Origin of the sequence: Algoriphagus kandeliae (assembly GCF_004571135.1) — a bacterium.
GTDB lineage: Bacteria > Bacteroidota > Bacteroidia > Cytophagales > Cyclobacteriaceae > Algoriphagus > Algoriphagus kandeliae.
The window spans coordinates 818,674-841,950 of sequence record NZ_SPSB01000001.1 but is presented as its reverse complement, the minus strand read 5'-3'; the positions used below and the strand labels follow the sequence as shown (position 1 = coordinate 841,950).

The following is a 23,277-nucleotide window of genomic DNA, read 5'->3' as shown; positions in this document are numbered from 1 at the left end:
CAACGAATTTATCGGATTTCTCCGGATTTTAGATTTGAATTTTGTCTATTTTAAACGATTCTGAACAGCTTTTCTCTTGGGATTTTTAGTCTGGAAACCAGTTAAAAAAGTAGCATAATTTGAGATTTATCCATTTAAAGATTTTGAAAATACAGAAGGTGTGATTCCCATATATTTTTTAAATGAAGAAATAAAAGAATTCCGGTTGTTGAATCCACATGAAATACCTAGGCCTTCTAAAGTGATATGTTGGAGATCTCCATTTTTAATTCTGCTACAACATTCATCCACTCTTTTTTTATTAATGTAATCTGTGAAACTAACCCCGATTACTTGATTCAGATAAATTGTTAAGAGGTAATTGGGTATCTCGGCCTTTTGGGCCAGTTCAGAAATAGTAAGTCCATTTTGAAGGAAGACCTTTTCTTCCTCAATTACCCGATGGAGATTTTTTTCTATAGTTTTTATCTTTTCGGGAGTGAGGGTATGAGATTCTTGCTTTTCATTTTCCTGGAGTTCTTTTTCTTGGGAAAGGATGAAATCAAACTCATCTAATCCATAGAGAACTTTAGGGAAGAATAATACCATGATTGAATTGATCAAAATCACGATAGCCGCAGAAAAATGCAATAGATCAAATCCCAACTGAGAATCAACAATACGGGATAATAGAAGGAAAGGAACGAATAGCAAAAGATTACTGATCAAAAAAGTTTTCATCCATACAATCCACTCTTTACCGAATGCATTTTTCTTTTTTTCAAAAGTTTTCCCAAATCGAAATAGGATAAATACGGATGCAACCCAATAGGCCAAAATCAACAAGGTTCTTGCATAGGTATAAAAGTTGGGCGGAAAGAAACGGCTTTGATTGAAATAAACAAATACCGCAGGATCATCTATTTCTGACTGGATTAAAGCTATTTTTTCTTCAACAGGGATCAAAAATAAAATTGGGAAAAAATCAATAATGAATATTAGGGCAGGAACAAAGTGTAAGATATCCACCAGTTTGAGAGGTCTATCTTCAATGATTTGCCTAATGTATAAGTAAGATAGGGGAGCAAAGATTAACCCGGCAATATTTCCGGTTCTATAGAGCTGAGGAAAATGAACATGATAGCCTGAACTAATCAAAAAGACTAAGAATACCGCATAGGATATAGTTAGGTAGGATAAGCCTATCAGGATGTTTGCTTTTTTCTTTTTAAATCCAAAAATTAATAATACAGTCCCGGTAATAAATCCAAGAAAAATAGATCCTAGGTAAATCAGATCTTTGATTTCAAAAGAAAACTGCATGACTCGTGTTAAGTTCTAGAATTTAAAAATCGGATAACTTCTAAATTTATCTAGAACTTTATAAAAGTCTAAAAAAACTTCATTTATTTATTTTTTTTCCAAATAAGCTTATTGAATGCTATTCCAAAATTCCAGGAGTCATAAATTTCCTGCTTATTTTCGTAGGAGAGATTCAAAGCAATTTCGAAAGTCTCTGTAAGTTCAAAACTGTATTCAGAGCCCAATTTCCATAGAAATAGGTTTTCATTTTTTTCGAATTCCCAACCAGGTCCAAAATAAACAGACCAATGTCTTTTGAAATGGTAATGAGCCACAGTAGCAAGGGAAAAGGGATAGCTTCTTTCCAAAGCTACCCCTTCATGTTCAACTTCAAAACTTTGTAACTTGAGATCTCCTTGTATGGCAAATGACCATCTGGGATGAACAAAATAGTCTACGTCAAATCCCCAATAGGGAATAATTGAAACTTGCTTTTCACCCTCAAAGGCATTGGGAACATGTGAGTTTCCAGTGATCAACGCTACCCTTATAATTGGGCTGAATTCCTCTTCTTCTTCTTTGGACTTTTCTGATTCTATTTCTTGACTAAAGCCTATTTGCCAAACATTAAAAAAGAGAATGGCTAAAAGTATTTTCCTCATTTTATTTAGGATAAACCTGACTCCAATCTTTTGCCATATCAACGATAACCCAGCCTAGACCTGGGCCGTCAATTAGGCCCTTTTTCAGGTTTCCAATATGGGACAAACTATCGTAAGCAAATTCTCTTTCTGAATCGGTATGGTGAATCAATATTCCTAATCTTGGACCGCTACCTTGTGTAGTATACTCTAGCATTTGATAGTCTCCGTCAGAATTACCCGCTGCAATAATAGGGCGCATTCCGATATGCTGGTGGATACCCACAGGTTTTCCTTCCTTATCATCAATAAAGTTCAATTCAGGTGTCTTGACTATTGCTTTTTTACCATCTACTTCTTCATATTTTGCTTTTATTGAAGAACCTACCACTTGATAGGGAGGAATGCCATAAGCTTCTTCAGCCCAAACTCTCAAGAAATCAATTCCTCCTCCCGATACAATAAAGGTTTTATAGCCATTAGCTCTCAGGTAAGAAAGTAATTCCACCATAGGTTGATAAATCATCTGATTGTAAGCCATCCCTGTTTCAGGATGTTTCGCTGTAGCTAACCAATCTTTTACATTTTGAGAAAATTCCTCAGCTGTCATACCTGTATGGGAGGCCATTACCACTTCAATAATTCCATGTTCGCCTTTTGCCAAAATGCCATTGATGTCTCCTTCCATGGCACTTTTTAAAGCTGGGGAATTTTCCCACTCAGGATGATTTGGAGCTTCTTTTTTGACAAAATCAATGGCATATGCTAATTGGAAGTAAAATGGTTTTTCACTCCATAAGCAACCATCATTATCAAAAACGGCTATTCTGTCTTTTTCTGGAACAAAGTCAGGACTTCCTACGGTAGTTGTTTTCTTCACAAATTCCTGAATGGTAGACTTTGAAATTCCTTCATTCCAAGATTCTAAATAATGTTTTGAAGGCGAATTTATCTCTTCAGTTTTTTGCTCTTGTGAAAATTGGCAGCCTGAGAACAAAATAAGCAATGAAAGGGAGGCCTGGATAAATAGATGCTGTAGTTTCATAAATAAAAAGTTAAAAAAGGGTGGATTTCTCCACCCTTTTAAAGCTATTAATTACTGTTTCCCATTTTATTTACTTGCTCTTGGATTTTTTCCAAATTAAATGAGCCTGGTGTTTGACTTGGAGGGTAATCCTTAAATGTCATTAAGAATCTTCCAGCAAATTGCTGCATAGGAATTAGCACATAGGGTCTTTCCAAAAACCAATCGTTATAAGTATTGGAATTGTGCTGTGCTTTCTCAAAAGGATCTCTTCTCAAGTTAAAGAGTAAAGGAACTCTTAGCTCGGTAAATGGCTCTCGCCATACTTCAAATGCCATACCTCTGTTTTCCAAGAATACAGATTTCCAATCATCATATCTAATCGCTACAATTTGTCCATCATCATTCACATAAATCATTTCCCTTCTGGCAGATTCTTTTGTTTTACCAGTTAAATAATCCAATTGATTATGTCCGTCAATGTAGTTTTTATAAGTTCTTCCTATAGCGGAATAACCACTTTTTATCTTATCTGCAATGTTAGGATCACCTGCAACGGCGGCGAAAGTAGGTAACCAATCTTCATGTGAAACAATACCATTTAAGGTTACTCCGGCAGGAATTTTCCCTGGCCATCTTACGAAAGCAGGAACACGATAAGCACCTTCCCAGTTTGAATTTTTTTCAGATCTGAATGGAGTCGTACCAGCATCTGGCCAAGTGTTATAATGTGGGCCATTATCTGTAGAATAGAAGACGATAGTATTGTCAGCAATTCCTAATTCATCAAGAAGTTCCAGCAATTCACCTACTAACATGTCATGCTCCACCATTCCATCGCTGTATTCATCCTGTCCAGAAATTCCTCTATGCTCTTCCTTTACGTGAGTACGGAAGTGCATTCTAGTGGCATTCCACCAAGTGAAGAAAGGCTTGCCATCTTCCACCTGCTTTTTGATAAATTCCTTTGCTGCAGCCAAGGTTTCCTCGTCAATGGTTTCCATACGCTTTTTGGTAAGTGGTCCCGTATCCTCAATACGCTGCCCACCTTTACCACCAGCCCAGCTATGAATTACACCTCTTGGACCGTAGTTCTCCAAGAAGGTTTTTCCGTTGGCCATAACCATATCTTTTGGATAATCTTCATTCTCTGGTTCCTCTTCCGCATTTAAGTGGTATAGGTTACCAAAAAACTCATCAAATCCGTGATTGGTAGGTAGATGTTCATCCCGGTCACCTTGGTGATTCTTTCCGAATTGCCCTGTATTGTAACCAAGGCTTTTCATAACAGCTGCAATAGTGATGTCAGATTCTTGCCAGCCTTCTTGAGCTCCCGGAAGTCCTACCTTGGTCATTCCAGTTCTTACGGGAACATTTCCGCCAAGGAAAGCTGCACGGCCAGCTGTACAGGATTGCTGTCCATAATAATCTGTAAAACTCACACCTTCTCGGGCAATCCGATCAATATTAGGTGTCATGTAGCCCATCATTCCACGGTTGTTATGGCTGATGTTCCAAGTGCCGATGTCATCTCCCCAGATGACTAGAATATTGGGCTTTTTACTTTGGGAAAAAGCAAAAAAGGATAACCCAAATAGTACGAGAAAAAGGGGTAAAATTTTGTTTTTCATTTCAAATAATTTTAAAAACATATTTTGGAATTTATTCATTTTACAAAAATAAAAAAAGCCGAACCCCTGATTCTCAATAAAGATTAATGTTTACGTAATCTTGTTAAGATTCCTTTGATATTGTCAAGAATTGATGAATTCTTAGGAAGAGTATGCCTTTTCAAGCATTCATGAGTGAATTTTCAATTCTTTTATAAACTTTTTGAAGATTGATCTTTTGATATTCCCTAAATAATAAATCGGGATGAAATTCAATTTGAAAACATTGAAATTGACAAATGGAATAGGCTATCAATTGATTTTCATTATTTTAGATTTGATATCTATTAAACCTAAAATATGCCTACTTCACATTCCTATTCAAAGCTCCTTCTCGGTGCTTTTATTTCCACCTCCCTACTATTCGCATGTAAACCCAAGGAACCGGTAGACTTGCGAATAAAGAAACTAAGCAAAGAGGAAATCCTATCTCAAGCTGAAGCCGCCAAAAACCAAGTAAGTCCTGTGATAAAAGAGGGGCTTAATTTATCGGTATGGGCCGTGGATTCATTGGTTTACGATCCTATTTCTATTCACGTCACGGATAATGGAGATATATATTATTCTCGAACAAATCGGCAGAAAAACTCAGAATTTGATATTAGGGGACATCAGGATTGGGAAATCCGCTCCATCAGTCTTCAGACTATTGAAGACAAACGCAAATTTCTTCATGAAGAATTATCTCCCGAACGCAGTGAAATAAATTCATGGTTGGCTGACCTCAATGGGGATGGTTCCCATGATTGGCGAGATATGACGGTTGAAAAAGAGCAGATTTATCGTCTATCTGATACGGATGGTGATGGATATGCAGATGAATCCCAATTAGTTGTGGAAGACTTCAATGATGAAGTTACCGATGTAGCAGGGGCAGTGATGAAAGGAGAGGATGCACTATTCGTCGGAGTAGGACCTGATTTATGGCGATTGATTGATACCAATGGTGATGGAATTATAGACGAAAAAGAATCTTTATCCCATGGGTATGGAATTCATATCGGGTTTGGAGCACATGGAATGTCGGGTTTAGAAATGGGACCTGACGGCAGGATTTACTGGGGGATAGGGGATATTGGATTTAATGGAAAAGGTCCGGATGGGAAAGAATGGAAATATCCCAATCGCGGAGTGATAGCTCGGGCAAATCCTGATGGATCTGACTTTGAAATTTACGCGATGGGTGTTCGAAATACCCACGAGTTTGTATTTGATGCCCATACCAATTTGATCTCCGTGGATAATGATGGAGACCATGCTGGAGAAAAAGAGCGATTGGTATATCTAACCAATGGTTCTGATACAGGTTGGCGAATTAATTGGCAATTTGGAAAATACCGTGACCCTGACAATAATCCTTATAAGGTTTGGATGGATGAACGCATGTTTACTCCACGCTGGGATAAGCAGGCGGCCTTTATTACTCCACCCATTCAAAATTATGTTTCTGGACCAACAGGCATGGTTTTTAACCCTGGAGCTGGCTTAGGACCAAGATGGAAAGATCACTTTTTTGTAGTGGAATTTGTAGGTAATGCATCAAACTCAGCAATCCATGCATTTACCCTTGAACCAAAGGGAGCCACTTTTGAATTAAAGACAACTGAAAAAATCCTTTCTGGAGTCCTTCCAACAGGAATGGATTTTGGACCTGATGGTGCACTATATTTTGCAGACTGGATTACAGGTTGGGGTACAAAGGACTACGGTCGAATTTGGAAACTTGAAGATGATTCCGCAAAGGGCTGGGCTCTTCAAGCTGATACTCAAAAAGAGCTTCAATCAGATTATAAAAAGCTTAATGAATCTGAACTTAAAGATAAACTCTATCATGAGGACTTGAGAGTTCGTCGAAAGGCACAATTTGATTTAGCTAAAAGGAGTAATAAAGGAGCTGAAGTCTTCAGAGAGGTTTTGGCTGATCCATCCAACCAATATGCCCGAATTCATGCGATTGTGGGCTTGAGCCAATTGGCTCGTCTTGAAAATATGGACTATGGGGATTTGATAGTTCCTTATTTGACTGATTCAGACTCCGAAATCCGTGCGCAAGCCGCCAAATGGCTTGGAGATATCCGTTATTCAAAAGCTGGTGAGCAATTGATTAAAAACCTTCAGGATGAAAATGCCAGAGCTCAATTTTTCGCTGCGGAAGCATTAGGCCGTACATCAAATCAAGATGCTTATGACGGTTTGGTGAATTTGCTGGCTGAAAATAATGATGAAGATGCCTATATCCGTCATGCAGCGAGTTTGGCTTTGGCTCGATTAGGCCAGGAAGAAAAATTGATTAGCCTATCCAATCATTCTTCTGCAGCTGTAAGAATGGGAGCGGTCTTGGCGCTTCGAAGATTGGAAAGTCCAGGCCTTTCTCAATTCTTAAATGATGAAAATGAATTAATCGTTACAGAGGCTGCAAGAGCTATTCATGATGATTTTTCGGTAGAAGAGTCTTTGCCCGACTTGGCAGCTTTGATACGAAGTACACCTTTTCAAAATGAACCATTGGTTCGCAGGATAATCAGTGCTAACCAACGAGGAGGAGGTGAGCAACAATTGAATGATTTGCTGGCTTATGCTGCTAGAAATAATAATCCAGAGCCTCTTAAAACTGAAGCGATAGCAGCTATTGGAACATGGGCAAAACCTTCTGTAGTAGATCGGGTGGATGGTAGATACCGAGGAGTTGTAAATAGAGAACCTACCTTACTAAGAGAAAAAGCATACCCTGTTTTACTGGGATTATTGAAAAATAGCAATGCATCCATTCGAATGGAAGCTGCCAAAGCCCTAGGAAAAGCAGGAATTACAGAAGCAGGCCCAGCTTTACTAGCAGAAATTAAATCTTCTTCAGATCCTGATTTGAAAATCGCAGCCCTAGAAGCTTTAGATAGAATGGGGTCTAAGGAATTGTCCGAAGCTATTCCTTTGGCAATGAATGACAGAAATCAAACCGTGCGTGTAGCGGGTCTGTCTTTGCTTTCCCAATCTGATTTAGATTCACAGCAAAAGGAAACTCTTTTGTTGAATATAATTCAAAATCAATCTAATGATGAAAAACGGCAGGCTTTGTTGACTTTATCTACCTTGGAAGGAAGTAGTTCCTTTGGTGGTTGGAATGTCATCTTGGATGAATTTAAATCTGGAAAATTAGATCCAGCAGTTTGGATTGAATTGGAAGAGTCAATTGAAAAAACAGGAAGTCAAGACTTAATTACCCAATTCAATCAAGAGTTAGAAGCTAAATCAAATGGTGAGGCTTGGAGAGTTTTTCAAGGTGCTTTGGCTGAGGGCAGTGTTCGAAATGGCCGAAATATTTTCTTCCAAAATCAAACTGCTCAATGCATTCGATGTCATGCTTATGATGATATGGGAGGAAATGCAGGTCCGCGGTTGAATGGAATCGCCAAAAAGCTTTCAAGAGAGGAATTATTGATTGCCTTGGTTGATCCAAGTGCACGTTTGGCTCCAAACTTTGGCTTTGTCACCTTGGAGTTAAATAATGGAGAAAATGTGAGTGGAACCTTATTGGCTGATGAGAAAGGGTCAGTTACCCTAAGAGCTGGAAATGGTGAAGAGCAAACCTATTCTACAGATCAAATCAAGTCCAAAAAATTGGCACCATCTAGCATGCCAAATATGGGGCAACTATTGAGTAAACGAGAAATCAGAGATTTAGTAAGCTTCTTATCTACCCTGAATAGAGAAGAATGAAAAAAGTTCTGAAATGGGGGATAACAGGATTGATTTTAATAATCTTGCTGTCCCCTTTTATTTTGATAGTTGCTGGAAATCACCTTCTTCATGACCGAGATATTCCGGAAAAGGATTCATTGATTTCAAATCCAGAGTCCAAAGCTATTCTAGCTTTTTTTCCACACCCTGATGATGAAATAACCGTAGCTGGTACTTTGATCTCCTTAAAAAAGGCTGGCCATCAAATCCATTTGGTATGTTTAACTAAAGGAGAAGCGGCTGATACGGAAGGTAAACTCACTAGAGAAGAACTTGGTGTTATTCGAGCAATAGAAATGCAGAATGCAGCAAATAGTTTGGGGATTCAATACCTGCATCATTTAGATTATCCGGATAGCGGGCTAGAGAATTTGGGCTTGGATAGCTTGAAAAAGATAGCACTCAAATGGATAAATCAAATTCATCCTGACATACTTTTGAGTTATGATTCCAAAGTAGGTTTATATGGTCATCCGGACCATCGATTAAGTGGACTTGCTATGGAAGAAGTGTTTTTGGAGAACAAGGACCAAATGGGGTTTTCTCCAAAACAATTGTTCCAAATAACCCTTTCCCCTAAACAAATTCAGTTTGCTTTAAAAGTATCCACTGGGTTCCAAAAGAATTATCCAAAGGACCCGGAAAAAGGCCTTCCTCGGCCAGACTTTTCTTTGGATACTCACTTCTATTTTGATCAAGTTTTAGAAGCCATGCATGCTCATCAAAGCCAACAAAAAGTTTTGAAGGATTTGATGCCTTATCATGATCAAATACCTTCATGGATCTATTCAAGGATTTTTGGCAGGGAATATTTTCACGAAGTGAAATAACTGAATAGGAATTATGAAAGCATAAAAAAAGACCGCCATGCAGCGGTCTTTTTTGTAGGGTTGGTGGTTGATTGTTTATTAGTTCAAGAACTCGTCAAATGTCAAGCTCACGAAATACATGGTTCCAACAGTTGGGTTACCCCAAGCTTGACGGTAACCATTGCTGAATAGGTTGGATCCACCGACTTTTAGGATGGATTTCAAGCTCTTCAACTTGTAGCTAACTTGAGCATCGAAGGTTCCGAATGCTGGCATCACAGATAGTTGGCCGGCAGATACAGCTGGTCCTACGAAAGAAGACTGCCATACAAATTCACCCTGCCATCTGTAAGACATTGCGAAACCGAAGTTTTTCCAAAGTTCACGATTAGCAAAGTTAACTACATAACGGTACTCAGGAGTGTTGAAAGAAGGCTGGAATCCAGTTTCTGCCAATTCATCCAAGTTGGATAGGGTATTGTAAGAAACGTTTCCACCCAAGGTATAGCCTTTGTTGAATTTATAATCCAAGCCCAAAGCCCATCCCCAAGACTTGATTATCTCAGTTCTGTTAACTGGGATAGAGAATACATTTCTTCCTCCAGGACCTACACCGATAAGGTTCAAACCAGTAATTGGATTAGGACCTTGGCTTCCAGTAGTAGGATCTCCGTCTTGAACCAATACCTGACCTCCGATGAAGTTCTCAAAGCGGTTGAAGTAAGCGTAAGCATCTACTAACAATCTGTTGCCCCAGATTCCCTTATAACCTACTTCAAAAGACTTCACTCGCTCAGGCTTGAATTCAGTCAACTCAAAAGGCTGAAGAGAGTCAAGGTTATTCTGAGCAGCCAAAACAGGAACAAGTTGTGGAGTCAAAGCTTGAATAGCTGCAGCAATAGCAGCAGGATCATTAGGAATCTGACCGGCTGCAACTTGCTGAAGAACGATTTGAGTAGCTTGTTGTATTGCAGCTTGGATAATCGCAGGATTAGAAACATCAGCACCCACACCAGCTCCGAAGTTTTGTACAGTAGTTAAAGTATAAACTGGATTGGTGTTAAAGTTATAGCGATCTCTGAATAGAGGTAGACCACCCAACAATCTCGCTTGAGGAGTTAACAAGTCAATGTACTGATCTTGAGTTGTTGGGATTCGGAATCCAGTCTGGTAAGAAGCTCGGAAATTGTGATTTCCTGTAGAGTACACCCCGGAAACCCGTGGAGACCACTGACCGGCAAAGTTTTCATTCTTATCGTAACGTACAGAAGCAGTCAATTTGAATTTGTCGTCAAATAGGGACTTAGAACCTTGTACATAACCGCCGTATTCTTTGATGTTGAATTCGTTTCCATTTTCGTCAGTAGCAAAAAGGGTCTTCTCAGAATTCAATTGATAAACACGATAGTTTGCACCTACTACAAATTCAGCGAATTTGATTTGGTCGCGAAGGTTGTAAGAACCTTCAACGTGATACAAATTGGTCTTGTCCACGAATTGAGCACCTACGCCTGATGCATTTCCAGGAATTGGTCTAGAAGTTACATCAGCCAATGCTTGGTTAAATTCAGCAGTACCTGGCATGAATCTTCCTTGGTCAGCAAATGCTCTTGCAGCTCCGTGAGCTTGGTCAGGAGATAGACCTCCTTGGATACCCTGTACATAAGCACCAACATATTGAGGGAACCAAAGCGTACTTGGCTTCCAAGCTTCGTTGATACCCTGAGCAGCGATACCTACTGCATAAGCATCACCAGAACGCTCCTGAGTAGTATATCCTCTCAAATACCAGTTGGCACCTCGAAGTTCTGCTTTGTATTGACCTAGGTTGAAGTTTGCAATTGAGTATCTGTCAGCGCCAGTGTAAACAGTTGTACCAAATCCATAATTTCCTTGAAGAATGGCTTCCACGCGGTCATTTAATCTCCAATGCAACGCAGCATTCAATTTCAAGGACTTGGTTCCATAATCTGCAACATCGCGCTCGAAATAACCTGTTCTAGAAACATTTACATTTGAAGGAATAATTCCTAATGCAGCTTCAGGAAGAACACCTGCAGCAACCATTCCTTGAGCTACAGAGAACATGTTTACGTTGGTTTCGTCTCCATAAACGTTCACACCATTGTAGCCCGGGTTATTTTCACGAGTACCATTTGCAATTCCAAAACCATTCAATAAAGACTGATCGCGGAAATCATTGGCCTGCCAGTCATCGGCTTTCAAGTATTGTAAGTTTACTTTGAAAGCAACTTTATCATTGAAGGCTTTAGCATAACGAGCACTGAAATCATAGAATCCTGTAGAAGCTGTAGAACGTCCATCTTCACTCATAATACCGGTTCTTACATTTGCAGAAAGACCTTGGTATTGGAATGGATTTTTAGATGTCATCAAAAGGATACCATTGATCGCGTTAGGTCCGTAAAGTGCAGAAGAAGCACCTGGAAGCAATTCAACACTCTCTAGGTCTAATTCGGAAATACCCACAATGTTACCTACAGAGAAGTTAAGACCAGGAGCTTGGTTATCCATTCCATCGATCATTTGAACGGTTCTAACGTTACCGTTCGCATTGAATCCTCTGGTGTTGAAGGATTTAAAGGTGAGCGACTGAGTACTCATTTCTACTCCCTTCAAGTTATTCAGGGCGTCGTAGAAACTAGCCTGAGGAGCCTCACGAATTGCGATAATGTCCATTTTCTCAACAGACACAGGAGATTTCATGACGCTTTCTTCTACACGGGATGCCGAAACGACCACTTCTTGTCCTAAGACTGTGGCTTCAGATAATTGAACATCCAAGGTGCTCATTCCTCCGGTAACCTCGATTTCTTGGCTGCTATATCCAACCATAGAGAAAATCAATGTGAATGGGGGAGCTTGGTTGACATTTAGGGAGTATTTACCATCTAGGTCAGTAATTGTACCAATTACTTTTCCCTTTACGATGATGTTTACTCCGACTAGTGTTTCTTTAGTTTCTGCATCAGTGACTGTTCCGGAGATAGTCGTTTGGGCAAAAACTTTTCCCATTCCTAGGGAAACCAAGAGGAAACATAGAAGTACGCTCCTCTGGAATTTTGAAGTAAAATTGCTCATAGGCTAATTTGGATTTTAATTAATTAAAGCTTGCAGCCTTTGGGTGAAAGCTATTTTTTCAGTCGAAATTTATATCAAAAAGTGAATATTCAATGAAATTGAAAAGAAAAACATTGAGGCAATTTTTGGAAAATTTTTCCTCTAGATAGGAAACTTGAGGGATTTTTAGGAAAACACTTAAGGATTGGTCTTGAAAATTAAGGATTTATCACATGGAGAAGATTTTTTTTAAAAAATCATCAAAAAGTAAAGAATGAGATAAAAAAAAAGAAGTCTGGAAATTTCCAGACTCTTTGAAGTTTTCAGCGGTTATTTCTTGAATTTTCTTCATTGACATGTCTAACTAGTCGATCACAAAGATCTTTCATTTCCTCAGACATGAATTCATCTCCGGTACTATTTAAGATAGTCTGTGCCATTCCTCCTATGATGTCGATGTAAAATCGTTTCATCTCGACTACAGACATTTCATTGGTCCACAAATCTATCCGGAGTGTACTTTGATTTAAATTATCCCACACATTGACACTGATGCTTCTTGTTGATTCAGCACCTTCTTCTTCTTTATCTGTGGCACTCCATAGGATTTCTTTGGGTAGATTATCCTTATCGAGCTCGACTTGAAAATTAATCTCTGATTTTTTCATGCCGCAAATTTGAACCTGATCTTTCCAAAATCCAAGTTAAACCTTTCCAAGAAAAGAGTTTAAAAGGTCATTTCCGGAATTTCGCCCTCTATGATGAGTTTTCCGGCTGTCTTTTGCTGAATTTCTTCTACACTTACACCTGGAGCTCTTTCTTTAAGAATAAAACCTCCATCCGGATGGATTTCTAAAACTGCAAGGTCGGTAACAATTTTTTTCACACAGCGAATACCGGTGATAGGAAGGCTACACTCAGGTAAAAGTTTGGAATCGCCACTTTTAGAACAATGCTGCATGGCAACAATGATATTTTCTGCTGAAGCTACCAAATCCATCGCGCCACCCATTCCCTTCACCATTTTTCCAGGGATTTTCCAATTGGCAATGTCTCCATTCTCAGAAACTTCCATCGCCCCTAAAATAGTCAGGTGGACATGACCTCCTCGAATCATAGCAAAAGACTCAGCTGAATTAAAAATGGCTGAACCTTTCACCATAGTGATCGTCTGCTTTCCGGCATTAATTAAATCCGGATCGATTTCTTCTTCAGTAGGGAAGGGACCTATTCCCAACAAACCATTTTCAGATTGAAGAACAATCTCAAGATCTTCTGGGATATAGTTGGCTACAAGGGTGGGAATTCCAATCCCTAAATTTATGTATTGCCCATTTTTTACTTCTCTAGCGATTCTTTGGGCGATTTGTTGTTTGCTTAGCATGTCTTTGGATATTTGGGTTTACGAAATGATGGATTAGGATCTTGTAGTTCTCTGCTCGATTCGTTTTTCATAATTTTCCCCTTGGAAAATCCGCTGTACATATATACCCGGTGTATGAATCTGATTTGGATCCAATTCTCCGGCAGGAACCAATTCTTCTACTTCTGCGATGGTAATTTTCCCAGCAGCAGCCATCATAGGATTAAAATTTCTGGCTGTTCCCTTGAAAACCAAATTACCAGCCGTATCACCTTTCCAAGCTTTAACTAGAGAGAAGTCTGCTCGTAACCAACGCTCCATTAAATAGACCTTGCCATCAAATTCACGGGTTTCTTTTCCTTTTGCCACTTCAGTTCCTACTCCGGCAGGTGTGAAAAAAGCAGGAATACCGGCACCACCAGCCCTTACTCGCTCAGCTAGAGTTCCTTGAGGAATCAAATCCACTTCTAATTCCCCACTTAATAGCTGACGTTCGAATTCTGCATTTTCTCCTACATAGCTGGAGATCATTTTCTTGACCATCCGCTTTTTTAATAGGAGTCCAATTCCGAAATCGTCTACACCGGCGTTATTTGAAACAATAGTCAAATCCTTGATGTCTCGTTCAAGGAGAGCCGCTATGGAATTCTCCGGGATTCCGCATAACCCGAACCCACCCATCATTAAAAAGGCTCCACTTGGGATATCCTTGACGGCTTCGCGGGCATCTTTTACCGTTTTATTGATCATTATTTTTGGGTTTATAGTAACATTTTCGCTTGCTGCTGATCTTTTAGCAATTGTGCTTGTAGGGCTGCAAGACTTTCAAACTTTTGTTCCTCTCGAAGATAAGCCTTCAAATAAATCGTGATCTGTTTTCCGTATAGATCACCCTGAAAATCAAATAGATGTGTTTCTACACTTTTTTGAGTTCCATCTACCGTTGGTCGATTTCCTATGTTCAACATAGCCTTAAATAGACTCCCATTTACCTCAGCCTCTACAGCATAAACTCCATCTTTTGGAATGAGTTTGTAACTGTTTGGGATATGTACATTAGCGGTAGGAAAGCCTATTGATCGGCCAATTTGTTGACCTTTGATTACAATCCCATTTAATTCATACGACCTACCTAGAAAGGAGTTTGCGGTTTGAATATCTCCAGATTCCAGGGCTTTTCGGATTTTGGTGCTTGAAACCCCAATAGCGTCAACGTCTTGTCGAGAAATCTCTTCCAATTCAAAGCCGAAATCCGCTGCATGTTCCTGAAGATATTCAAATGACCCTTCTCTGTTTTTTCCAAATCGATGATCATAACCTATGACCAACTTTTTGGTATGAATTTTATCCACTAGAATCTTTTGAATAAATTCCTTGGAGCTCATTTGAGAAAACTCCTTGGTAAATGGAATGGTAATCAGGTGGTCTATTCCAAACCGTCGAAGCAGTTTGGTTTTTTCTTCAAAAGTTGAAAGAAGCCGGAGATTATGTTCTTCAGGATAAAGGACCAATCTCGGATGTGGCCAAAAAGTCAATAGGATGGTTTCTCCTTGAATGGATCGGGCGATTTCGCGAATTCGATGAAGGATTTTTTGATGGCCAAGATGGACCCCATCAAAAGTTCCGCTAGTGACTACCGGATTGGGGACAGTCTTGAATTCACTCAGTCCTTCATAGATTTTCATGAGTTCGACGAGATTTTAAAGTTTCTATCAATTCAGGAAGCGCGTGGGCTTCCGATAAACCAAATTCTCCGATTCGGGTTCGACATAGAGATTTCAAATAGGCTCCTACTTGAAGAATCTCACCTAGATCTCTTGCGAGACTTCGAATATAGGTTCCTTTGGAGCAGGAAATTCGAAAATCTACCTCATTTCCTTCATATCGTGTAATTTCAAATTCCCTTACTTGAACGGGGCGAGGATCCAATTTTAATGATTTTCCTGCGCGAGCAGTTTCATATACGCGCTTACCATCCACTTTCACAGCAGAATGCATAGGAGGAACTTGAAGAATATCTCCTCTTAATTGTTCAGCGGCTTTTTGTATATCCTCTAAGGAAAGATGGCTTGGGTCAGCAACCTCAATAATGGGTTTCTCCAAATCATAAGATTCTGTGGTTTTTCCCAAAACGAATGTTCCGGTATATTCCTTTTCTTTCCCCATAAAGGTTTCGATTTGTTTGGTCATTTTTCCTGCACAAACAATCAAAAGCCCGGTAGCTAAGGGATCTAAGGTTCCAGCATGCCCTACTTTTTTGATTTTGAGAGCATTTCGAATCTTTTTTACAACATCAAAGGAAGTCCATTCCAAGGGTTTGTCTACCAAAAAGACTTCAGCGTAAGCCTCTTGCTGCGTATTCATGGAGTAGGGGAGATTTATTCAGACTTGGCCAGAATGGCGTAAATCTCAAACAAAAATCCACTTAAAGTTACAATAGGTCCTATGGTAAGACCAAGGACGCCGTTTCCATGTTGTTCAGGGTCCAAGGCAATCAAGACAAAGCCCAAAATGATTAAACCAATGCCAATAAACATCAGCTTGTAATTCTTTTTAGAAAATGGAAATGAAGCTTTGCTCATATTAATATAGTTCGTCCAATGACATGTTTAAATACTTATTTACAGCTCTCAATGTGCTGAGCACGGATAAAATACCTCCAGCTAAAACCAAAACACCAAATAAGGCAAACAGCAATTCTTGATTTTGGAGAAGTGCAAATCCTTCAATGGCTGATTGGGTATACGAAATCAAGCCATAAAGAATCAATGATGCCATTAATCCAGCAATCATTCCGAATACCCAAGAACGAATCAAAAATGGTTTACGGATAAACCCTCTCGTAGCACCAACCAATTGCATGGATCGGATAAGAAAGCGCTGGGAAAACAAGGCAAGTCGGATGGTATTATTGATCAGCATAACTACTGTGATCACAAGGATCAGGATGAAGCCTCCCATTACCAAACTGATTTTCAACAGATTTTTGTTGATAGAATCAACTAGATCGGTCATGTAGGAAACTTCAAAAACTCCCTCAAGGGATTGAATTTCCTGACTTATTTCCTCCAATTGCTTGGAGGTTTGGAATTCCTCTGCAACGGTGAATACAAAGCTGTCACGAAGCGGGTTGTCTTCCAGAAACTTAGTAAAATCTTCTCCGGTGCTTTGGATGAAGGTCTGTGCTGCTTCTTCATCCGATACAAAACGGAAAGAAACGGAATCATCCTTTCGTAGTACAAAAGGCCTGTTCTTCAGATTATTTTCTAAATCTTCGAGTTCGGAATCTGACAAATTCTTGTCTAAGAAAACTTGTACTTCGATGTTTTCTCGAATCATACTTGTCAACCCTTTTGCCTGGATTAGAATCGTACCAAAAAGCCCGACAATAAATAAGGAAAGGGTAGTGCTAAAAAGAACACTGCCAAATTTAAAATGACCGAGCCGTTTCTTTTTTCGAGGATAATTTGCCATTTAAAAATCAAATTCTAGCCAAAGCTAAACATCCCCAAGGATTTTGCCAATCATTTTAAGAAAGGATAGGAAATACCTTGGATGGGCTAATTCCAAAAATGGATGCTTCATTGGTAGCTTGAACCAAAGCCAGGCCTGTAAATTCTCCGAAAGCGGGAAGTATTAATGTTTGGTTGGTTTTGTAAAAGCAAGGAACTCGAACGGATTGCCTACCTAAACCTTTTAACCTCACACCCGGATGAATATGGCCACATAGATTTAAAAAGCCTTCCTTAATTTCATCTAAAGGTTCATGGGATAAAACCAAGGGTTCAATAAAAACAGGTTGGTTTAAAAGTTCAAATGGAGCATTTTCATAAATACTTCGGGGAAGTATATCATGATTCCCTTTCACCAGATAAAAGCTAATTTCCTTAAACTGCGACAAAAAATCCATCAGCTCTTCCCAGGATTCATTCCAATCGCTATGAAATAAGTCTCCCAAGAAATAAACCTTTGAAGGAGAATAGGTTTGGAATAGCTGCTGAAGTTTATGCAAATCCTTGTGGTGGATAGGTTCTGGAATAGGAATTCCTGATTTCCGAAAATGGGAAGCTTTTCCAAAATGAAGATCTGAAATAAATAAAATTCGCTTTGCAGACCACCAAATAGCTTTTTCCTTTAAAAGTTCTAATTCTGCATTTTCGTGCCTTAGTAGCATTTTTCGCCTTCTTTCACTAAAATGGGTGACAAATTGAAAGACTGTAAACTCAAGAGGAGTTTTTCAGACCTTTGCAAAACAAATTCAAAGCTAAAATGATTTTATTTTCAAATTAATCTTACCTATGAAAGTACGTCAATTCGCTTCAATTTTTACACTGGCTTTATTATTTACTGTTCAGACTGTATTTGCCCAAAGTGAAGAATCAATTCTCGGAGTTTGGTACAATACTGAGAAAACAGCCAAGGTTCAAATTACCCAAAATGGAAAGGAATTTATGGGTAAAATCATTTGGTTGCTGGAACCTGAACGTAATGGTGTACCAGCAATGGATGATCAAAATGATGATGAAAAACTCCGCAAAAGACCTTTGATGGGCTTAACCATTTTAGAAGGACTTCAATACAAGAATGGAGCGTGGAAAGGAGGGAAAATTTACGATCCTAAATCAGGAAATACCTATTCCTGTGAAATCAAACTCTTGAATTCAGATGTACTTGAAGTGACTGGTTATATGGGTTTTTCATGGATTGGAAGAACGGTTGAATGGACAAAAGCCGAAGATTGACTAGGATTCAATTCTTTGATCCATTACTGATATAAAAGGATTGAAGAATGTATCGTAGTTGTTCGAATTCAATCAGAAAAGCATCATGTCCAGCTGTGGCTTTGATTTCTCTGTAGCTTGCCTTAGGAATATATTTCGCTATTTCCATAGATTCTTCAGGAAGAAATAAGAGGTCCGTATCTACGCCAACAGCCAAGGTCCGGGCCTTTATTTTTTTAAGAGCGTCTTGGTAACCACCTCTACCTCGTCCCAAATCATGGCTATCCATCGCTTTACTGAGTATCCAATAAGAGAAAGCAGTAAATCGATTTGCTAATTTTTGACCTTGATACCTCAAATAGGAAGATGATCTAAAATTGTCCAAAGTACCAGAAGGACTTTCCTGTTTTTTTGCAAAATCCCAAGGATGTCTATAGCTCATCATAGCTATTGCTCTGGCAGTTTCGAGTCCTTTTTTACCTGCATCTGCACTTTCTTCTCCCCAAGTACAATCCGATTCAATTGCCATTCGCTGAGTTTCATTGAATCCGATAACCCAAGGGGAGGATTTCGCTGTAGAGGCCAAAATGACCAGATTTTGCAATCGATCTTCCAATAAATAGGCCCATTCCAATGCAACTTGTCCTCCTAAAGATCCTCCCAGCAAAGTATGTATTTGATTTATTCCTAAGGATTGGCGAATCGATTCCAAAGCATTTGCCATGTCCCGTGTCGTCAACAAAGGAAAATCATAATAATAATTCTTCCCTGTTATGGGATTTGAGGACAGAGGGTTGGTTGACCCATAGCAGGATCCCGGCAAATTCACACAGATAATAAAGTAATCAGCCGGATCAAAAAATTGATCCTCACCCACCATACCGTTCCACCAATCGCCGACTCGGCTATCTCCAGTCAATGCATGTACAACCCAAATGACATTGTCTTGGGCAGAATTCAGCTTTCCATAGGTAGTATAAGCCAATTCCAGTTCTGGCAATTCCTGACCAGATTCAAGCACAAATGGAGTTTTTGAATGGAAAATATCAGTCCTCATATTAATGTTTACGATCGAGTGGGTGAGGTTCATAATTAGATTTTACCGAATGCTTGTTCCAAATCAGCTTTGATATCATCAATGTGTTCAATACCAACAGACAGTCTAAGCAGGCTAGGCGTAACTCCAGAAGCTAGTTGTTCTTCTTCAGTTAGTTGTTGATGAGTAGTAGCTGAAGGTTGAATGATCAAAGTTTTAGCATCACCCACATTCGCTAGGTGAGAGATTAAGTTTAAGCTGTCAATGAATTTGGTGGCCTTTTCTTTTTCTCCTTCAATTTCAAAACTCAAAACCCCTCCAAATCCATTTCTAAGATATTTGCTAGCTAATTGATGATAAGGAGAAGAGGAAAGTCCCGGATAATTTACTTTTCGAACTTTAGGATGCTTTTCCAGCCAATTTGCTAAAGCCAATGCATTGTCAACGGTACGCTGTACACGAAGTGAAAGCGTCTCCAAACCTTGCAATAATAGAAAAGCATTGAATGGGCTTTGGGAGGGTCCAAAATCCCGTAAGCCTTCCACACGTGCACGGATAGCAAAAGCTATATTTGGTAATCCTAGTGGATTATTTTTACCGAAAACCTCCCAAAAATTCAATCCATGGTAGCCTTCTGATGGTTCTGAGAATTGAGGATATTTTCCATTTCCCCAATTAAAATTGCCTCCATCTACAATGACTCCTCCGATAGAGGTGCCATGTCCCCCAATCCATTTGGTAGCAGATGCTGTTACGATATTGGCACCATGGTCTAAGGGTCTGAATAAATAGCCTCCGGCACCGAAAGTATTATCTACGATTAACGGGATATCGTACTTCCGTGCCAAAGCGGCGATCGCTTCAAAATCCGGAATATTGAATTCAGGATTTCCAATTGTTTCTAAATAAATGGCTTTTGTTTTTTCATCAATTAGCTTTTCAAAAGCTTCTGGCTGATCTCCTTTTGCAAAGCGTGCCTCAATTCCAATTCGTTTGAAAGCTACTTTGAATTGATTGTACGTCCCACCATAGAGAAAAGAAGTAGATATAAAATTCTCCCCGGCTTGAAGGATATTATTCAAAGCTAAGAATTGAGCTGCTTGTCCTGAAGAGGTAGCCACAGCAGCAACTCCACCTTCCAAAGCAGCAATACGCTTTTCGAACACATCAGTCGTGGGATTCATGATTCGGGTATAGATGTTTCCGAATTCTTTTAATCCAAACAGATTGGCTCCGTGTTCTGCGGAATTGAAGGTGTAAGAAGTGGTTTGGTAAATCGGAACTGCTCTTGAATTGGTAGCAGGGTCAGGTTCTTGTCCAGCATGAAGCTGAAGTGTCTCAAATTTGTAATTGGTAGACATAATTAATAAGGATTAAAGGTTAGAAAAAAGAATACAGTGAGCCCCATAGAATCAAAGCATGATTCTATACATCGAATGAAATGATAAAGAAAAAGGGGAAATAAGTGGGGTATAAATCGTCATATCGTGAAGAATTTATAGTTCCAAGTGAGACCATCTCACCCGGCAGGATTTGGCACCTTTCCACTTTGGAAGGTTGCCAGAGGGTCTTAGAGCCTGTCTCTCGCCTCTTCTTTATAAATCCTCACCAAAAAAGTAAGGACACTTCAAAGTAAGTGTCCCATTTTTAGAAATCAAAATAAAGTAGAAAAGAAATTTTTAATGAGGGATTTTTAATTGCTCCTCACTATACCGGAAAATCGGATCAATATTTTCGAAATCTGCAGGAATAGAGACCAATTCATTTACCAAACCATCTTTGATTCCATAAACCCATCCATGAATGTGTGGGCCTTTTCGCTCCATCCAAGCCTTTTGAATAATGGAAGTCTTGATTAGATCCTGACACTGTTCTATTACATTGTATTCGACCAATTTATCAAGTTTAGCATTTTGGTCCTCCATCATATCAATCTTATCCCGGTAAAGTCGATATACTTCCTTGATATTTCTAAGCCATTTATTGATTAAGCCCAAGTGTCTATTGGAAAGCGCAGCTTCAACTCCGCCGCATCCATAATGCCCACAAACGATGATATGCTCGACTTTAAGTACCTCTACTGCATACTGCAAAACTGACAATAGATTCAGGTCTGTGTGTACAACCATGTTGGCTATGTTTCGATGAACGAAGATTTCACCCGGATCTGTCCCAGTGATTTCATTGGCAGGAACGCGGCTATCCGAACAGCCTATCCATAAAAATTTGGGCTTTTGTTGTTTGGCCAATCGTTCAAAAAAATTCTCATCGATTCCGGTTTTTTCCTCCGACCAGGCTTTGTTTTGTAATAGGAGCTTTTCGTAATCGTTCATAGTGTTTCTTCTAGGTTATATTTTAAACCTTCTGTATCAACCTCGATATTTTTCTCAGAAGCAGAATTGATAAAATCATTCAAGACTTCCTGAATATCGTGATCGATAAATTGGGCTTTAGTGGCATTTATAATCACTTCGCTTCCATCTGGAATAGTTTCTAAAGCTTTTCGTAAAGGGGCTTTATTTAAGAATGAGACGTCCTTTTGAAGCTTTACAAGGTATCTTCCATTCAACTCAGTGACTTGGATTGATTTACGGTAATTTGTTCGCATTACAAAAAATACCCCTGCTATCAGCCCAATACCAATTCCAACAAGCAAGTCCGTAAAAAGAATCGCAAAAACGGTAATGATAAAAGGCAAGAATTGATTGAGTCCTTTTTCATATTCGCTAACAAAAATGGCAGGTTTGGCGAGTTTAAAGCCGACCATAAACAGAACCGCCGCTAAACAGCTTAATGGGATTTGGTTTAAAACTCCGGCAATACCAACCACCAAAACCAATAATAAAACACCATGCAGAATGGCTGCTAATTTGGTTTTAGAACCGGAGGCAATATTTGCGGAAGTTCTTACGATCACAGCCGTGACGGGCAAACCACCAATCAATCCAGAAACAGAATTACCTATTCCTTGAGCAACTAATTCGCGGGAAGCAGGTGTAACCCTTTTCTTAGGGTCCATTTTATCTCCAGCTTCAATACTCAAAAGGGTTTCAATACTCGCAATAACAGCTATGGTAATGGCGATTACCCAAAAATCTCCACTAGTGATTTTCGAGAAGTTTGGAAAAGTTATCAAGCCAGCAAAATCCTCCCATTTTTCAACAACCGGTAAATTCACCAAATGCTCATTGGATAATTCCCAATCTGGAAGGAAAAAGGAATAAAAACGATTAGCCAAAATGCCAAAAACAACGGCCCAAAGAGCTCCTGGAACGATTCCAAGAATAGGATTATTCTTGATTTTAGGCCTTTCAAAAAAGAAAATAATTAGTAGTGAGATAAGGGTTATTGGAATAGCTCCAGGGCTGAAATATTGGATGGCATACCAAATTTCCGAAAAGGTATTGGCATTGTCTATCTGTAAAAAAGCCATATCACCCATAGCATCTTTATCCCATCCAAGAGCGTGAGGGATTTGCTTTAGGATCAAAATCAATCCTATGGCGGTCAACATTCCTTTAATGACAGAGTGCGGAAAATAGTAACCTAAGACTCCTCCTTTCAAAAGTCCAAAAATCAATTGAATAAGCCCTGCTATCACAACTGTTCCTAGAAACAATTCAAATGTTCCTAAAGTGGAGATAGAATCTAAGACAATCACTGTTAAACCAGCTGCAGGTCCACTCACGCTTACATGAGAACCTGAAAGTGAACCGATGATGATTCCTCCTACAATCCCGGCGATTAAACCTGACATAGGAGGAGCTCCACTAGCTACAGCAATTCCCAAGCATAGTGGCAAGGCTACTAAAAATACTACGAGGGAAGCCTTAAGGTCATATTTTAAAGATAAAACGGAAAAGTGCTGGGGCATATTGGTTGAAAATAAATAAGATTTACTTATACCTAATATAAG

Annotated in this window: 20 protein-coding genes and 1 riboswitch; of the genes, 3 read left to right on the top strand and 17 right to left on the bottom strand. The window is 39.3% G+C overall.

Annotated elements, in window-relative coordinates; all coding sequences use genetic code 11:
- Positions 1-126: 126 nt before the first annotated feature.
- The 4 genes from E4S40_RS03585 to E4S40_RS03570 all read right to left on the bottom strand — a co-directional run bounded on the left by E4S40_RS03585 (position 127) and on the right by E4S40_RS03570 (position 4,577).
- Entirely contained in the window at positions 127-1,302 is a 1,176-nt protein-coding gene (locus E4S40_RS03585; RefSeq protein ID WP_135070938.1) for a helix-turn-helix domain-containing protein, read from the bottom strand.
- An 83-nt stretch (positions 1,303-1,385) separates the two neighbouring features.
- Positions 1,386-1,943, bottom strand: coding sequence for a hypothetical protein (locus E4S40_RS03580; RefSeq protein WP_135070936.1), 558 nt, complete (start codon positions 1,941-1,943; stop codon positions 1,386-1,388).
- A 1-nt stretch (position 1,944) separates the two neighbouring features.
- Entirely contained in the window at positions 1,945-2,967 is a 1,023-nt protein-coding gene (locus tag E4S40_RS03575; protein WP_135070933.1) for an HAD family hydrolase, read from the bottom strand.
- 47 nt (positions 2,968-3,014) lie between these two features.
- On the bottom strand, positions 3,015-4,577 hold the full coding sequence (locus E4S40_RS03570) for an arylsulfatase (RefSeq protein ID WP_202615326.1): 1,563 nt from the start codon (positions 4,575-4,577) through the stop codon (positions 3,015-3,017).
- Positions 4,578-4,916: 339 nt separating this feature from the next.
- On the opposite strand from E4S40_RS03570, the gene E4S40_RS03565 reads away from it, so the two are divergent.
- Together E4S40_RS03565 and E4S40_RS03560 are read left to right on the top strand one after the other, a co-directional pair.
- Positions 4,917-8,330 carry a HEAT repeat domain-containing protein gene (locus tag E4S40_RS03565; RefSeq protein WP_135070927.1) on the top strand — a complete coding sequence of 1,138 codons (3,414 nt, stop codon included), beginning with the start codon at positions 4,917-4,919 and terminating at the stop codon, positions 8,328-8,330.
- Complete coding sequence (locus E4S40_RS03560; RefSeq protein WP_135070924.1) at positions 8,327-9,181, top strand: PIG-L deacetylase family protein; 855 nt, start codon at positions 8,327-8,329, stop codon at positions 9,179-9,181. Before E4S40_RS03565 ends, E4S40_RS03560 begins: the two co-directional genes overlap by 4 nt.
- Positions 9,182-9,259: 78 nt before the next feature.
- On the opposite strand, the gene E4S40_RS03555 is transcribed toward E4S40_RS03560, so the two are convergent.
- From E4S40_RS03555 to pdeM, 9 genes are all read right to left on the bottom strand, one after another.
- Positions 9,260-12,262: a TonB-dependent receptor gene (locus tag E4S40_RS03555; RefSeq protein WP_135070921.1), complete on the bottom strand. Its 3,003-nt coding sequence runs from the start codon at positions 12,260-12,262 to the stop codon at positions 9,260-9,262.
- A gap of 302 nt (positions 12,263-12,564) precedes the next feature.
- Positions 12,565-12,909 (bottom strand): gliding motility protein GldC, encoded by a 345-nt coding sequence (gene gldC, locus E4S40_RS03550; protein WP_135070918.1) that lies wholly within the window; start codon positions 12,907-12,909, stop codon positions 12,565-12,567.
- A gap of 59 nt (positions 12,910-12,968) precedes the next feature.
- Positions 12,969-13,625, bottom strand: coding sequence for a CoA transferase subunit B (locus E4S40_RS03545; RefSeq protein ID WP_135070915.1), 657 nt, complete (start codon positions 13,623-13,625; stop codon positions 12,969-12,971).
- A gap of 33 nt (positions 13,626-13,658) precedes the next feature.
- Positions 13,659-14,354, bottom strand: coding sequence for a CoA transferase subunit A (locus tag E4S40_RS03540; RefSeq protein WP_135070911.1), 696 nt, complete (start codon positions 14,352-14,354; stop codon positions 13,659-13,661).
- An 11-nt stretch (positions 14,355-14,365) separates the two neighbouring features.
- Positions 14,366-15,289 carry a bifunctional riboflavin kinase/FAD synthetase gene (locus E4S40_RS03535; protein ID WP_135070908.1) on the bottom strand — a complete coding sequence of 308 codons (924 nt, stop codon included), beginning with the start codon at positions 15,287-15,289 and terminating at the stop codon, positions 14,366-14,368.
- Positions 15,276-15,968, bottom strand: a complete 693-nt coding sequence (gene truB / locus E4S40_RS03530; RefSeq protein WP_135070905.1) for a tRNA pseudouridine(55) synthase TruB — start codon at positions 15,966-15,968, stop codon at positions 15,276-15,278. The genes E4S40_RS03535 and truB overlap by 14 nt, the downstream gene beginning before the upstream one ends.
- A 14-nt stretch (positions 15,969-15,982) precedes the next feature.
- The gene (locus E4S40_RS03525) at positions 15,983-16,186 is read right to left on the bottom strand and encodes a DUF3098 domain-containing protein (RefSeq protein ID WP_135070902.1); all 204 of its coding nucleotides are present in this window, start codon (positions 16,184-16,186) and stop codon (positions 15,983-15,985) included.
- Between the two features lies 1 nt (position 16,187).
- Positions 16,188-17,078 (bottom strand): cell division protein FtsX, encoded by an 891-nt coding sequence (locus tag E4S40_RS03520; protein ID WP_135070899.1) that lies wholly within the window; start codon positions 17,076-17,078, stop codon positions 16,188-16,190.
- A gap of 55 nt (positions 17,079-17,133) precedes the next feature.
- Positions 17,134-17,778: a ligase-associated DNA damage response endonuclease PdeM gene (gene pdeM, locus E4S40_RS03515; protein ID WP_135070896.1), complete on the bottom strand. Its 645-nt coding sequence runs from the start codon at positions 17,776-17,778 to the stop codon at positions 17,134-17,136.
- 124 nt (positions 17,779-17,902) lie between these two features.
- Between pdeM and E4S40_RS03510 the strand changes: the two genes are divergently transcribed.
- Entirely contained in the window at positions 17,903-18,346 is a 444-nt protein-coding gene (locus E4S40_RS03510) for a DUF2147 domain-containing protein (RefSeq protein ID WP_135070893.1), read from the top strand.
- A gap of 7 nt (positions 18,347-18,353) precedes the next feature.
- On the opposite strand, the gene E4S40_RS03505 is transcribed toward E4S40_RS03510, so the two are convergent.
- The 4 genes from E4S40_RS03505 to E4S40_RS03490 form a co-directional block, all read right to left on the bottom strand.
- Positions 18,354-19,415 (bottom strand): homoserine O-acetyltransferase family protein, encoded by a 1,062-nt coding sequence (locus E4S40_RS03505; protein ID WP_135070890.1) that lies wholly within the window; start codon positions 19,413-19,415, stop codon positions 18,354-18,356.
- 2 nt (positions 19,416-19,417) lie between these two features.
- Positions 19,418-20,722, bottom strand: coding sequence for an O-acetylhomoserine aminocarboxypropyltransferase/cysteine synthase family protein (locus tag E4S40_RS03500; RefSeq protein ID WP_135070887.1), 1,305 nt, complete (start codon positions 20,720-20,722; stop codon positions 19,418-19,420).
- 132 nt (positions 20,723-20,854) lie between these two features.
- Positions 20,855-20,965, bottom strand: a riboswitch (SAM riboswitch).
- A gap of 75 nt (positions 20,966-21,040) precedes the next feature.
- Positions 21,041-21,694, bottom strand: coding sequence for a carbonate dehydratase (gene can / locus E4S40_RS03495; RefSeq protein ID WP_135070884.1), 654 nt, complete (start codon positions 21,692-21,694; stop codon positions 21,041-21,043).
- Positions 21,691-23,235, bottom strand: a complete 1,545-nt coding sequence (locus E4S40_RS03490) for a SulP family inorganic anion transporter (RefSeq protein WP_135070881.1) — start codon at positions 23,233-23,235, stop codon at positions 21,691-21,693. Before E4S40_RS03490 ends, can begins: the two co-directional genes overlap by 4 nt.
- Positions 23,236-23,277 lie beyond the last annotated feature (42 nt).